A 14,788-nucleotide genomic window follows, 5' to 3' on the forward strand; every position below is an offset into this window, starting at 1 on the left:
GCAACAAGTATTTGTGTTAGAATGAAAATTTCGATAACGTCGTTGAAGGGTCTAACCCTATTAGGACGTATATTCTTTAAGTTGACATGAAAACATTTTATGTTCTCCCTAGTTCTAATGAACGTAAAAACTTGTTATTCCTTTGAACCTCGTCTCATATAAACTATGAGAAAAGATCAGTCTTCTCTTACTTTCTCCTATTAACTATGATTCTTGTGAGAGGTATACAAATTCGTCTGTATGATTATAGTACAATAATTTTTCACGTTTCTACCTTTGTTTTTTCCTCAACTATGTCTACGCGTGATCTCTGGTAGACCAGTTTTAACGTTAAAGCGGTCAGAATAAGACTTCCATTAAACAACGGCAATTGATCCTCGATATTAGAAGAAAGGTTGATGAGTCATATTACGGAGTATCTAACTTCACCATTGCCAAATGTTATAAAAAGAGACGTTTTACTTTCTTTAGACATGGATCGCATCATAACTCTAACTGTAGGTAAAAGAAATACTTATTCATAGGTTAAGATGAGGTTCCATTTTAAGAAACCTATTGAAGTATTCTTCTCCATGTTTTCTGTGTATGGTTGTATTGCATTTATGAAGGTAAAAACTCTGATAACGCTTTTTATATATACGGAAAAATTAAGGCTGTCAAAATTGTAAAGGAATTTAAGAAGCTAGAATTACAGAAGAGGCTTTAAAGATTTGAGGGAAAGTTAAATTGAGGGTCTAATATATAGAGTTAATGAGGTTTTTAAATCTTTACTCTAGTTATCATAATCTAGTTAAAACTGTAAAAAATATCTGCTTCTACTTAAAATATACTACCATCAATAAATATCTTTCACTTAAAAGAGGATTATTTATCATATAAAAAATCTCTCTACTACTTCACATTATAAAAGTGGGTTATTCACTAGTTCGCTTAGTGTTGAAAAGCTTTAAAGTTAGGTATTACATTCTTATTCACGTGCCAAGAATTAGTAATGAGGAATTGCAGCGGATCTATAACGACCTACCAAAATTTTATGATCGAGCTAACGCCTTAATTTCATTCTTTAAGGATGTGGAATGGAGGGCAACTCTGGTAAAATATATATCTTACTACTATCCTGATACAAGAAGAATATTAGATGTTGCATGCGGTAAGGGTGAACTATCTTATGTCATTAATAAAATGATAAAAGCTGAAACGGTCATGGTTGATTATGCTGAAAATATGTTATTAAACTCTTTTGTTAAAACAGATCGAGTTCAAGGGTCATTCTATAAATTACCTTTTAGAGATGAAAGTTTTGATTGTGTAGTAAGCAGTTTCGCTTTACATTCTGCAGATGATATAGGGGAAGTAGTAAAAGAGATGGCTAGGGTGTCCAGAAATTGCGTGGGAGTGATAGCAATGGGGAAATCAGATAACGTGATGTACAGGAAGTATGCGTCATTTTATTTAAGTTACATTCAGCCTTACTTAGCATGTCTGGTCGGAGCTAAATCAAGGGATTACAAATACATTTTCTACATTTATCAGAGGATACCCACAAATAACCAATTGAGAAACATTATAAGTAAAATCCTTGACCTAAAGATCTTTGAAGAAAAAGCTCTTGGAACAGTTTACATATTTTTAGGTTCAAAACATTAAATAATGGAACATTAAATCCTTAAATCGTTAGTACACAAATGAGTCATAAGGTTTGTTTTAGCAACTAATTTTTATGAGTCTCTTTAAAGGAGCAGGAATTTCACTTTAAATACATCTTTGGCAGTCAAACCAAAAGCATAACTGTTCAAGTTAAGGCACCTTTGATATCACCTAAAGTAAGTGATGAGAGAGTTGTAGGAAAACATAAACATGGCTCAACTCCTATAACACAAAATTCCTTTACGCCTTTAATACTCCCACATCAGTTTGATTTGTTTTGACCAGGACGAGAAAGGAAGGTAAAGGGCGATGATGTCCGCTTTGGAAGCCTATTTAAAATTGAAAAGTATCCCATGAGCGAGAAGACATGTAAACCTAAGCAGGAAGCTATTATACCTAGAAGGGTTAACGTTGAGATCTATGAAAAAGAATGAAGATTTTGGAATATGAGATCAAAGGTCATGGATATCTTATATATTTTATGTGAGTAAAAAGAGGGTATAGTACCAAACAATGATTCTAAAAGTAATAATTTTACTGTTGTTATGGATCATTATGATATTCTCATTAGTCTCCACTACCATGAGAATGAAATTTTTTAGTGTACAACTAGATTTGAGGAATGACTACGTTCTATGGCTGGGTATATAACTGCGTACTTAGTAAACTTTTCAGATCGTATAATATTATGTTTTTTAAAAGGGTTTTATTTATTCATGGTAGAAGGTCAGGGTACAATTCCCTACATGTGTATAGGAATGTCTTTAAAGTACTCGTTGATAGAGCTGTATTTAGTACCTTTAAATCACATTTAGTTATTAAAGTACTAGTGTAGTCTTTCAAAAACTATTTGCGTTAATTTTATACGATATAGACTTAAACCTTTAATTAGCCGGTCTGATACATTTTGATAACATAATTTTTGATAATAAAATAGGATACGAAAAGTCGTTCTTACTCTCGGTTAAGGATAGGTAAGAAAAGACCTAAGGAGTCGAACAGACTACTAAACAGTAAAATAAAGTAGATCTCCACCACCTCTTCTTCTATGAAATAACGTCATAATACAACAATTCAATGAGAGTATATACACGTCACGAGAACCTTTAGACTTGAGATGATTAACATGAGCAATAAATAGACTGGGATCACTCTAACATGAAGTAACCACTGAAATGTGGATTTATTATGATTTATACCTTTTCTCCAATACTATAATAAATACTATAATAAAACATTTACCGCATATGGATATAATGAGAACAGGGTTTCGTAGAACAGCTCATTCCCTAGTAGTCTTAACCACAAAGGTAGATTCGAAGTAATAGTTTTGTGCTAGAGAATCAAGATTTCTACGTGTGGGAGTACGAGAGGTGAGAAGTTTAAGAAGAGAGCCGATGAGTGGCTATTTTCTTCGGTAACGAGTTTTCAAGGTTATTTACAGAAATGGATTTAGAGTCAATAGAAGACGTTCACACAGAGGCTTAGAACGAAATATGCAAGGAGTTCACAAAACAGCCTACTTGAAATGGGATTATGAAAAACTTCGCATACTAGTATTTAATCTCTGGAAAATTTTTATGGTTAAATTAGCAATGTTTCATGGCCTTTAGTGGGTTAACTGATTATCTCGATCTATTGCTTAGTAATATGCCATATCGATCTTGTGATGAAATAAGGAGAAAACTATGGACTTTAAAAGTTCTTGTAAGAAAGGGGAGGTAGGACTTAATCTTTGCAAAATTAAGAAAGTTGTGTTATTCTTATGTTCTAAAAGTAAGTATGTGTGTTAATGCCTTGTAGAGCAAACAGGTTTACAACACGAGAGAGGCTAAGGGCTCATCCTTTATAAGTGAGATCATATCTGCAAACTCAGCGAGAGCGCTAAGATTAAAGTTCACTCTACCTAGATGCTTTTAGCACATGAAAATTTAATTATCTCTGCGTATACATGAAAAGACTTATAATAAAAAGAGTCCATAATCTTTATAAATGCCGTTAAACTTATATCTATCATGTCATTTCCGCCCCCAAATACTCCAAGCTCTCCCCCACCCCCTCCCCCTAGAAGACCATTAAAGTACGTGATTTTAGGAACAGTGCTTGCAGTAGTGATAGTTGTGGGATTAGTGGTTTATTTCTCCTTTTTCAGCACCAGTGCACAGGCTAAGATAATCCCTGCAAGTAGTGTAGGATCTGCTTTAGGCGGGAGTTGTCAAATAGAGTCCAATAAGTCAGTCCAAATAAATAAATTAGCAAATGGAGAGTATGAACTGACGTATGTTAATGGAACCCATACCACTACCTACTTATCTAACATCTCAATAAGTCTTATTGGAATTGTTCCATTAAGGGGATCATTGCTCCAAGTTATATTCTCAGGAGTAGTGGAATTCCTAAACTGTAATATTAACGGACAAAATGCCACTGTCAACATATTGACAATGGTGTTTACCAACTCAAGTGAGGCAAATCAAGAATTCAGTATTTACAAGGCTTTTGCATCACTTTATCCTAACGCGTCAGTGAGCCAATCATACATTTACTACTCGCTCTTTGATTACTCCTATGGCGCGGGAGTAAGAAATAACGTATTCAGTTCGGTTGTTATTCAAGGCCCAATGATTGGAGAGAACCAGGTATTAGGAATTGTAAACCTTGCACTATCATAATCAGCACATTCTGAAACTGCTTTTATTTTTTATAACATGATTTTTGTAAGGAGAAAAATTTTCTCTCAATTCTCACTCAGCCGTCTTTATTTTCACATTTTGAATGTCTCGGCTGAACTTTAGATAAAGTCGACAGAGATATATAAGAGTATGGATAAAAACTAATTCCTCAACTAATCCAATCTATCAGGGAGTTTTAGCAATAAAGGTGTTCAGTAAGTTTTGAATGATAAATGATCTAGAAATACAATAACGTCAAAGGAGTATTTCCATTATTACACTCCATGTAGTTTATCGTTGTCCTCACGCTATCCTAAATTAGACTTCAAGAACGGGACTTTTCGAGCTATTGAGGAATCCGACATTTTTATCAGACTTAAAAAGACTTTACAGAAGTTTGACGTGTCACCTTTCATGTTAAGCGGCAGTCCTATTGACGTAAATATGTTATGTTTACCTTATGTATATGAAGGCATAATACAAGGTCCTCTCTCCTCGTCATTAGAAAAGGATTAAATATTTGTCGGTCTAGACTTCTTTAATGTCGTGTTGTTTTAAGTACATAGGCTACGTGAAAAGAGAAGACAACTCCCCGTCAAGGAGGAGTGTAGTGAAGATTGTCGTGGACAAGGAGTATGAAGAAGGGTTAAGGGGTATAGAGGACTACTCACACCTTATAATCGTCTACCACCTCCACCTATCCCAATTTGACGGTAATCTGGTGAGAGATTTCCATGAGGGGGTAAGGGTAGGAGTGTTCGCCACTAGGACCCACGAGAGACCCAATCCCATAGGGATATCTGTTGTCGAGTTACTAAAGGTAGAGGGTAATATACTCCAGGTTGGAGGTATAAACGCTGTTGATGGTACTCCAGTCCTCGATATAAAGCCCTATGACTACTTTGACAGAGTAGAGAATATTAGGGTCCCAGGCTGGTGGTTGAAGAAGTTCTATCAACACTAGTTTGCGTTAAGTAATGGGTTTTATTTCTCTTCTCTGCATAGGTTCATGTACTTGACTAATTGTCGACAAAAACCCACTAATGAGAGGATTTGTACTCTTACCTTACAGACTGCCCTTAAAACCCTCGATATACAGGAATCTCGTAATCTAACTGTGACTTGAGGAGGAGAGACTTCGCTGGGTTAAACAAAAGAGGACAACACAATAGGTGAGGTCTCACTGAAAAACAGTTCTCCCTACACGTCTCCAATCACTTTTTAACAGTCTCAGGTATTTGAGTTGCCGACATTAGGACTAAAACTGAAGATATGACTGTAGATATCGCCAAGTCCCTCCCCAGCCCAAACGGTAGCAGAAGTACAAGTGTCACCCCAAATCCTCCACCTATCAGTCTACCCAGAAAGAGTGTAATGTTGGTACCAGTCGCCTTGAAGTTTACAGGGTACACCTCGCTCATCCATACCCCAAAGTAGGCAAAAAATGAAGACCCAACTATCAGAACTATGAAAGAGCCAATTAGCAGAACTGGGTCAGAGAGAGTAGCTCCCAGGAAGAGTGTGATAGACGACACTATACTTATCCCTGCAAATATGTAACTCGACAACCTCCTACCGACCGTGTCTGAAATCCTCCCAGACACCATGAAGCTTATCATCCCCAGTATAAAGGCTGAGAAAATAACAACGTAAAGCCTAGAGCCTAGAAATGAGAACAGGGTAAAACTTAGGGAAACAAGGGGGACTAGATATAGGAATGAGCCTATTGAGAAAATTGATCCAAACACTGTCACCTTAAGCATATCCCTTGGTAGTTTAAAGGAGAAGTTACCCTTCCACTTGGACTCAGGAATAAACACCCACAGTGGTATACTGAGTAGTGAGAGGATAGAAACTATTAAGAAATAAACGAAGATATCACCCTTAACTATGAAAGATGTAACAAGACCTAATATTGCCCCAAGGAAGTAGAAGCCCTGCATTATACTCCCTATGAACCCTCTGGTTCTAGATGGGGCAAGCTCAGTAACATAGACGTAACTTATCCCGTTTACAGCGTTAACTCCAAACCCTATGAGGAACCACACTATGTAGAACACTATAATGTTCAGCTGAACGACATTTGCCAACATGGGTAGTGCAAAGAGTACTATAGAGAGTAAAAGGGCATACCTCTTACTCTTCAGGTCACCGAAAACACCCATTATGAGACCCCCTATACCTCCACCTATCCAGCTCAGGGCTATTGAAAACGCCACAGCCTCACCGTATATTTGCATAAGAGTGGGTAAGACAAAGCTTATTGAGTAGATCGCCAAAGCTGAGAACAAGAATATCAGGAGTAAAGAAGTCAATTGTATGTGTTTGCTGGCGTCACCCATAAAATCCCTGTTAGTAAGTGATAATAAAAATGTTTGTTAGCAAACTTACTAAACTGTCGTTAGGAGAGGGGTATCCGTCAAGTAAGAGAATATGAATATGAAGAGTCTCTTCTTCGAGTATGAAGCTGGAGCATTGTAAGCGTAATTTATGTAAAAGAAGTCTATCAAGATAAAATAAATAAGTAATTCAAATAAATCGGTTAGTAACTAACATGGGGCAGTTCATCAATCTTCAATAAATTGGTCTGGGACTGGTCTACGGTTAGATAACATTACATGGTGATAGGTAAAGTCCCGCATCTTATTTAACAAGAACCCACTGGGAAATGACATATATATTTTATATGAGAATCCTTTTGTGTAATGAACTAATTTAGAAATTTAATCCCTGCTTAGAATTGGGCTATATGCATTACTAATCATATGCGAAGATACGTATGTACATACATACTTCTCCTTATTCATTTCTTCTTTTCCCTGATAATACCCTAAGAATCCGATGGTAACTTCTGTGTAACATTGCTGATTATCTTTAACTCTTGACACCACAACGTAGTTGGTTTAAACAATTCAACCACTCATCAGCAATCTTCTTGACGTCATATTCCTGTGCGTTTGCTAAACACTTATTTTTAATTGAACTCTCGTCATAACCTTGCTTCCATATCCTTATAGCTTCTCTTACCAACTCCTCGTCATTAGATACTAACCATCCTGTCCTGTTATGGCTCACAGTGTTTTTTGGTCCTTGTTTATCATAAGTGATTACAGGTGTGCCACATGCCATGCTTTCGACTGGTATATACCCAAAGGGCTCATGGGTGAAAGTGAAAAGAGTGAAGAGAGCATTGGTGTAGAGGTCAACTAATGTATTATCGTCTACATATCCTAAAATTTCTATGTTTTGGGAGCTTAGCTCTTTCTCGTATTCTTTAGATGATTTGCCAAAAGCCTTGATCTTAACACCTTGTCTAGCTAACTCTTTAATGACCTTTAGGTTAGTCTCCTTTCCTCTAATACCCAAGTATGCTAATACATAGTCCCTGCTTGGCTTTTGGGTTGTTGGTCTGAAGACCTCTAGATCTAGGGGAGGGTATATTACATGGTCAACCTTAATCCCCCAGCTCTCGTAAAGGCTTTTAGTGAAGTTTGAGTTAGTAATAAAAAGTGCTGAGTTTTCTCTAAATTGCATCATTAGTCTCTTCTCGAGGTTGACTAGCATTCCCCTGATAAACTTGTATATTACTTTATAACGGAGTGGAAAATCCCGTGATTGTGACATATCGTCTATCGCTTTCGTGATCTGTCCCTGTCCGTAATATGCATCTGCCTCAGTTATCAGTGAACTTGATGTGTTTATGACTAAAGATTCTGATTTCTCCCTCTCGTGTACGTAGGGTAAGATCAATGCTTTCATCCACTCTCTGAGTAGTGGTATTTTAGTTAAGACAGTTTTACCACTCCTCTGTATTTTTTCTTTTATTTCCGCAATCCTCACTTTATGAAAGTCACTTAACATGCTATAAGGGGTTAAAATGGTCACATCATGCCCTCTTCTTGCAAGTTCCTTTGAAACTGTCAAAGCAGGTCTCACTGCACCATAGACTGAAGTCAGTGGATCTGTAAAGAAGACAAAGTCCATTAGTTATTTCAAGACAACTATACATTAATAAAGTTTATTATCTTTGTTTATATACACCTTGAATAACATATTAATTGTATTAATCTACATACTAGACATTTTTCAATTTAAGTGGCTCTTCATTACCTCCACCTCTCTCAACAGTTAAAATAAGAAAATTATGAAGAGGGTAAGACATCAACGTCAATCTAACCTCTCTACTTTCAACTAGAGTATTACTAAACCTAATGGAAAAGAACCCAGTTGAGATAACTCTGTTAAAACAACTAAAGAGCCCGTAACTTAACTTGATATGAGTAAAAGGATTTTTCCAAATAACTTTAGTTGTCTCGGTAATAAGTTAAGTGTTAAAATAGCTTCTTCACGGCTAATGATTTTCAAGAACTTAATAGCTACCAGTAAGATAACCAGAGACGCTTCCCAAGAGATAAACGCTAAGAAGGGAATAGGCAGTAACAGGAGACTCCTCTTTTCCATACTACCAAGGACTAATGCCTTTTGTCTGAGACAAATGTACAGTAGTAGAATTGAAGACGTGAGTGCGTTAACTACCTGTGCTATGGCAGCACCTAAAATCCCTAGACGGGGTATCAAGTACAGTGACAACACCAACACTTCAACTCCAGATATTACTCCCACATAAAGTAAGGGCTTATAGTCTTTCTTCAGGGAGATAATTGGAGTTGAGAGGTAGAGTAACGGAGAGAGAGCTGAAAGAGCGACTACCAGGAGCTGTAGTACTAAAAGACCTGGCAAATACTCATGAAAGAAAGTGGTTAAAAATACTGTTGAGAGGACATAAGAAATTACAGCTGTGGGGGCTGATAATAGGACGTAAAATCTCAGGGTCAATGATGTCATGTAAGACATGTCCTTATTCAGTGACAGGTAATAGGCTGAAGAGGGAAGAAGTGAGCTGATAAGTGAAAGTAGCATATTGTTAGGAAATGTTGACATTAAGGTAACTAATTGGTATATTCCCAGGTCATACAAGCCTAAAAGGTATACAGTTATCAACCTATCTCCCTGAGAAGCAATAAAGTTTATGACATTGGAGATATATATGGGAAGCCCCTCCTTAATCAACTTAGAAGCAACTCCAGTTTTGAATTCTAGCTTTCTAGGAAGCTTTAACCAATAATAAATAGCCTGTAAGAGTGCTCCCGAAGTCCATATAAGGATAATAATTTCGAAATTGTTGAAAAATATTGCGGGAATCGAAAACAACCATCTGAAGGTTAAGAAAATGACTAGACCTATGTTGGCCTCAGTAAACTTACCGAGTCCACCTAGAACGGATCTTTGATAGTTACCATACAAGTAAAGGAACATGTAAGGTACGGCTAAAACTACATATCTTGGTAAGACGAACGCAAGAAGAAATATAAAGGGGATTGCCAGAAAGGGGTAACCTAAGGAGGTTAAAATTATATCGTCCAGGAGTTTTTTATCTTTATTCAAATTATATGCTATCTCCCTACTCGCTACATACCATGAGAGTAAACCTGTAAAGTTTGATACGAAAACCTCTAAAAGTTGAACTGTTGCTATCATTCCGACAAATTCTGGTGTAGTAAATCTTGCTGCAAGAAGGAAGAAGATTAAGGCGTAGATTCCGTTTAGAATTGTTGTGGATAAAAACTTAAGAGCCCCGCTAATAGGATTCATTACACTAATTTAATTACAGAGTTTTATAAAGTCTTTCCTAAAAATATATAAAGTTCTATAATGAATGAAATATTCTAGATCGTGATAATTTGCTTTACCTCTTGTTAAGAATAGATAAGTATAGGAATTATTAATTAGGGAAAAATAAACGTGGCCATGAGGTATACTCTGGAGATAAGGTAAGTCCACTTTTATTTGAGGAATTAATTAAGAGCGAACAAGTCTCATACGTATCAAGGGGAATGAAAGCTTAAATGTCGTCTTTTTAAGGACTTTCTTGATACCTCAAATGATTAGTATACCTCTAAAATAACGTTGAAATTAAATTGTGAGTCCAGATATAAATGATATGAGGGTTGACATTCTACAACGTAATATACGACATACTTAAGGGACTATTTGTTACCTTAGATATAAAGAAAAGGAGATATCAAGCTCATAAGTATTAGTACCAAGCCTAAGTGAAAACCTTAAAGATAAGGATCGTTTAGTTATCTATGATTCTAAATATTTTATTAACTTTACCAAAGCGAATATTCAAGGATTAGAGGCTCTTAAACTTAAGCTTATAAGTGCGAGACTTTTTGATTCACTAGTGAAATCTAGGAGAGAACTCTACGTAATAAGATAAATAGTTCACAAAAATCAGAAGCCGTAAGTAATTTTTAATTAATCATTCTTCCTTTTCCTGAAGATAAGGAGGGCTGTTAATATGAGTAGTACGACAACAACGATCTCATTCAGCAGGTTTATTATCGCATACCATGAGGTTATGAAGACTGAACTTCCATTAGTTTTGACCGCAAGAAATCCTTTGTCATTTACTAATTCTCCATTGGAAAAAAGTATATAGTCGTTTCTATATACTAAAGGAGTTGTAATAAATGATGAGTGGTTGTTGAACTGAATTAGGAATCCGAAAGGTCTTTCTTCAAGACTCAAATTAACTTGGTATGGTGATTGAAGTATTACCACCTGTCTACCTATGCTCTTATATATGTTAAATCCAGTCGTGTTAATCAACTCCTGCAGGCTCAATTCTTTGGACAAAAAGGCAAAACGGACATCGTAGTTCTTATAAGTTGAAGAATTAAACCATACTACGTACTTCAACCCACTCTCCATTGCTAACTGCATAAATTCAGTCTTGTTACCCGCATATAGAGAGTACACAAGTTGGTAGTAAGGCTGCTTAGGAATTGGTGGCACTGGAACTATAGAGTAGTTAGGATACATACTGAAAAAAGTTACAGTAAACCATATTGGAAACTGTTCATCAGAGTTCACATAAGGATAATAATTAAAGTTTATTGCGTATACAGAAGGGACAAACAACACAAGACCATTTAGGGAGTTATAGGTTTGAATAAACTCCTGAGGTACTGTTACTGGAGTCCACATTGAATTTAGAAATAAAGACATAGGTATAATTGAGATTATGACAAGGAGGATTACCATGACTGGTAACAATAACCTATATGGAAAATTGAGTAGCTCTTTCAAGTAGGCGGTTGAAACTGAATAAAATATGGAGAGTAACACAGTATATTCGGCTGGATTCACGTGAGTTAGTATTGGGAAAATTGATTGGAATAGACTATAAAGACCAAGATAATTACTTGAATAGCTCATGACTCCTAAACTTAATATGAGAAAGGTTAAAGGAAATATACCTTCAACTTTTCTATTTAAGAGGGATATAATACAAAGGACAGAGTAAGCTATTAACAGGTAATTAAATATTTCCAGATACGCATTACCAAAAAGTATAGTCGATACATTCTGGAAGACCCTCTGGTATCCAAGCGCAGTGTTATATGTCAAGACGTCTACTATATTGAACCCTGGAATTTTTGGTGGTATACTGTAGTCCATCAGCATATTTACTGTGTAATTAATATCAAAGATAGCATTGAAGTGAGAGAGAAGGAAGAATAACACCGTCGACAATATGGCTTTTCCTGCCACGAAAACTTCCTCCCTGATTCTCGTTCTATTTCTAACTAAGAAATAGGTCTCCAGGGAGATTACTGAAATTCCTAAGGCTACTATAGTCGGACCATAGACACTAGAGAGGGCTAAAGGAAAAGATAGGGCATATAAATACTTTTTCTTCCTTAAAGATCTATACCTGTAGTATAGTCCAATAAACCAGGGTAGAAAAGCTAGATATAAAGCTCCTGGCGTGTCTACGATAATATTCATTACCCCTGGGTTGATTGTCCCTATTAAACCTCCCATTAAGGATATCATATCGTCATTTGACAGGGTTTTCGTAAGGTAATAAACCCCCACAGAGTACGAGAGGATGTAAAGGAAATAGTAGAGGCCTATCCCAAGATTACCTAGCAGAAGAAAGAGTGTAAAGACTAACATTAAGCCTGGGGAGAACACTATATTAAATGGGGTTCCTACATTTTGGGTTATCCCTATCATAGAGTTAAATATGTAGGTTGGGCTAAGTTTGATGAAATAAGGTATTGTAGTGTAGTCCCAGTAAGCCTTGTAATCAAAGCTTATAAGCGAGTGGAAAAGTACCGTATCCAATATTATAAGGATCACTAATCCCTTGTTGTTAAGGAGCCATCTCGTGATCATCATTGGGTATTAAACAAAATGGATAAAAAAGATATTCATTTGGAGTCGTCAAAGGACAATAGATTTTAGGTCACAAGAGGACTCTTCCCATGTATATGCTTTAAATGAGCCCAGTATGATTTTCTCTAGAACAGATCATTAAGATGCATATACCATAATGATAGTAATGAAGGTGAATGAGGAACCAATAATTTGAGTGAGGGTTAAGCTTCTAAATTTCGGCGTCCTGTAATTATGAAAATTTGGAGAGAAATTTGAAGTTAGGTTTTAAGTTTCGAGGATGTTACAAACGTAATTCGATGTAATTAAGAATTGACGCCTTTTATCGATATATTATTGAAAGCCTAAAAGTTATGTTACCTTAAATCATAAGAGCTAAGAGAAGATCCAATAGCCTTAGCTACCTATGTACTGTAAACTTCAACGTTTTCCTCATCACTTACTGTAAGTAATTACATTTCAACCTATACAAATTTACGCTTCCTAGACTAAGACGCGAATGTATTAATTAGGGTCCAGGTCGGTGTTAAATTCATACTCTACCATGTATATTTTGCTAATATTTAGCCATACTAAATTTATTAAAACTAATCTTCATTTCGATAATTCAAACTTATTACCAAGTTAATTTATACTTTTTTCCCAGAGTAAAAATCTTTATATACAAAATTTTTCCCCCCTAAATATATCAAAAATGATGTGTTCCCATACTTTATCAGAGTTATTGAAAAATTTAGGTCGAAACACTTTAGTTGTTGGCTCTTAATCATTAAACCTTTCACCAGAGTCCTAACCTTAAAGACAATTTCGTTATATAATAAATTATGTGAGTACCATTAGATCTCTCGAAACTGTTAATTTAGCCTGCAGGTATTCAGGGATACTACCCTGTATAAACTCAGCGTTAATATACCTCTTAAAGTTCGCTAAACCTTCCTTAAGATCAACTACTGCATTTAGCAACTTATCTTGAATTACAATCAGTGAACTACCTTGAGAGTGAGGCTTAAGATTAAGACGCTTTTGCTCGTTCTAACCAAGCGAGTAATATTCCTATAGTTTAAATGAAATAATAATATAAGTCTGAGAGAGCACTGTTAAGTAAGCTTGAAGGTTCTCGTCGTAAATCATAGGGACATCTTCCATCCTTATGCTGGTGGCTCTGAGGTTGTAATATATGAAGTTAGTAAAAGACTAATGGAGAATGGTATAGAAATTCATTGGCTAAGTGAAAATACCCGATTGGAAGGGAGGAACGAGATTGACGGTATAAAGCTAATTCATAAAGGTAACAAAGTAACTCTTCACTTTCACTCATTAAAATACGCTAAAAATTACGATGTTGTTATGGATAGTGTAGCTCATGCTGTTCCTTTCTTTTCTTATCTAGTTAATAAGAGGACTGTAGCTTTAGTGCATCATGTACATCAATATGTAGTTGATTATGAATTATCTAAGCCTTTGGCTTACGTTGTAAAAAAGCTAGAAAGATATTTGAAGAAGTATAAAAGGATTATAGCTGTTTCACACTCAACAAAGCTTGACTTAATTAAGCTACTAAAAATAGATGAGCATAAAATAGAGGTTATTCATAATGGTGTAGATCATGACAAATTCAGACCAGGAGAGAAATCCCCTGAACCTATGATCTTATGGATAGGAAGACTGAAAAGGTATAAGAACCCATTACATGCAATTAAAATATTCAAAATGCTGAAAACTAAAGCTAAGCTTATTATTGTTGGTAAAGGCGAGAAGGACATCGAGAACCAAATAATCCAAGCTTCGTCTTCTTCTGACAATATTATCTACTTAGGGAGAATTCCAGAGGATCAAAAGATTAAGCTTTACCAGTCTGCGTGGGTCGTCCTATCTACCTCATTCATTGAGGGATGGGGTATGACTATAACAGAGGCGAATGCTTCTGGAACTCCTGCAGTAGCGTACTCTGTTGGCTCATTACCTGAGATAATACAGCATGGGAAAAACGGCTTTCTGGTAGATTATGAAGATTATACAAAGGCTGCCGAGTATATTGACTACATACTGAGTGATGAAAATATTATGAAAAAAATGTCTCTGGATAGTTACCATGCTTCCTTAAAATACGACTGGAACATTGCAGCCAATAAATACTATGACTACTTAAAGAGAATTACCGAAAACGATTAATGGTAAGGAGTTTCACCCAAGTTCTCTGTGTAATCTAAGTAACTGCC

General features: G+C 35.9%; 9 protein-coding genes. 4 read left to right on the forward strand and 5 right to left on the reverse strand.

What is annotated here, in order from left to right:
• Nucleotides 1-933: 933 nt before the first annotated feature.
• The 3 genes from SACI_RS09145 (at nt 934) to tsaA (ending at nt 5,283) form a co-directional block, all read left to right on the forward strand.
• Nucleotides 934-1,647: a class I SAM-dependent methyltransferase gene (locus SACI_RS09145; RefSeq protein WP_015385709.1), complete on the forward strand. Its 714-nt coding sequence runs from the start codon at nt 934-936 to the stop codon at nt 1,645-1,647.
• Between the two features lie 2,015 nt (nt 1,648-3,662).
• Complete coding sequence (locus SACI_RS09155) at nt 3,663-4,319, forward strand: hypothetical protein (protein WP_011278706.1); 657 nt, start codon at nt 3,663-3,665, stop codon at nt 4,317-4,319.
• 541 nt (nt 4,320-4,860) lie between these two features.
• Nucleotides 4,861-5,283 (forward strand): tRNA (N6-threonylcarbamoyladenosine(37)-N6)-methyltransferase TrmO, encoded by a 423-nt coding sequence (tsaA, locus tag SACI_RS09160; protein WP_011278707.1) that lies wholly within the window; start codon nt 4,861-4,863, stop codon nt 5,281-5,283.
• A gap of 250 nt (nt 5,284-5,533) precedes the next feature.
• On the opposite strand, the gene SACI_RS09165 is transcribed toward tsaA, so the two are convergent.
• From SACI_RS09165 to SACI_RS12095, 5 genes are all read right to left on the reverse strand, one after another.
• On the reverse strand, nt 5,534-6,661 hold the full coding sequence (locus tag SACI_RS09165) for an MFS transporter (RefSeq protein WP_011278708.1): 1,128 nt from the start codon (nt 6,659-6,661) through the stop codon (nt 5,534-5,536).
• A 532-nt stretch (nt 6,662-7,193) separates the two neighbouring features.
• Nucleotides 7,194-8,303, reverse strand: coding sequence for a glycosyltransferase family 4 protein (locus SACI_RS09170; protein ID WP_011278709.1), 1,110 nt, complete (start codon nt 8,301-8,303; stop codon nt 7,194-7,196).
• A 282-nt stretch (nt 8,304-8,585) separates the two neighbouring features.
• Nucleotides 8,586-9,971, reverse strand: coding sequence for an oligosaccharide flippase family protein (locus tag SACI_RS12090; protein WP_011278710.1), 1,386 nt, complete (start codon nt 9,969-9,971; stop codon nt 8,586-8,588).
• Nucleotides 9,972-10,640: 669 nt separating this feature from the next.
• Complete coding sequence (locus SACI_RS09180; protein WP_011278711.1) at nt 10,641-12,569, reverse strand: hypothetical protein; 1,929 nt, start codon at nt 12,567-12,569, stop codon at nt 10,641-10,643.
• A gap of 822 nt (nt 12,570-13,391) precedes the next feature.
• The gene (locus SACI_RS12095) at nt 13,392-13,532 is read right to left on the reverse strand and encodes a hypothetical protein (protein WP_015385713.1); all 141 of its coding nucleotides are present in this window, start codon (nt 13,530-13,532) and stop codon (nt 13,392-13,394) included.
• 144 nt (nt 13,533-13,676) lie between these two features.
• Here SACI_RS12095 and SACI_RS09185 point away from each other — a divergent pair, with 144 nt between their 5' ends.
• Nucleotides 13,677-14,741: a glycosyltransferase family 4 protein gene (locus SACI_RS09185; RefSeq protein ID WP_011278712.1), complete on the forward strand. Its 1,065-nt coding sequence runs from the start codon at nt 13,677-13,679 to the stop codon at nt 14,739-14,741.
• Nucleotides 14,742-14,788 lie beyond the last annotated feature (47 nt).

The sequence above is a fragment of the Sulfolobus acidocaldarius DSM 639 genome, assembly GCF_000012285.1.
In the GTDB taxonomy this organism is placed as follows: domain Archaea; phylum Thermoproteota; class Thermoprotei_A; order Sulfolobales; family Sulfolobaceae; genus Sulfolobus; species Sulfolobus acidocaldarius.

Coding starts and splice junctions, on each gene's coding strand:
- SACI_RS09180 (WP_011278711.1), bottom strand. CDS start 12,569: ATGATCACGAGATGGCTCCTTAACAACAAGGGATTAGTGATCCTTATA.
- SACI_RS12090 (WP_011278710.1), bottom strand. CDS start 9,971: ATGAATCCTATTAGCGGGGCTCTTAAGTTTTTATCCACAACAATTCTA.
- SACI_RS09170 (WP_011278709.1), bottom strand. CDS start 8,303: ATGGACTTTGTCTTCTTTACAGATCCACTGACTTCAGTCTATGGTGCA.
- SACI_RS09165 (WP_011278708.1), bottom strand. CDS start 6,661: ATGGGTGACGCCAGCAAACACATACAATTGACTTCTTTACTCCTGATA.
- SACI_RS09155 (WP_011278706.1), top strand. CDS start 3,663: ATGTCATTTCCGCCCCCAAATACTCCAAGCTCTCCCCCACCCCCTCCC.
- tsaA (WP_011278707.1), top strand. CDS start 4,861: ATGTCGTGTTGTTTTAAGTACATAGGCTACGTGAAAAGAGAAGACAAC.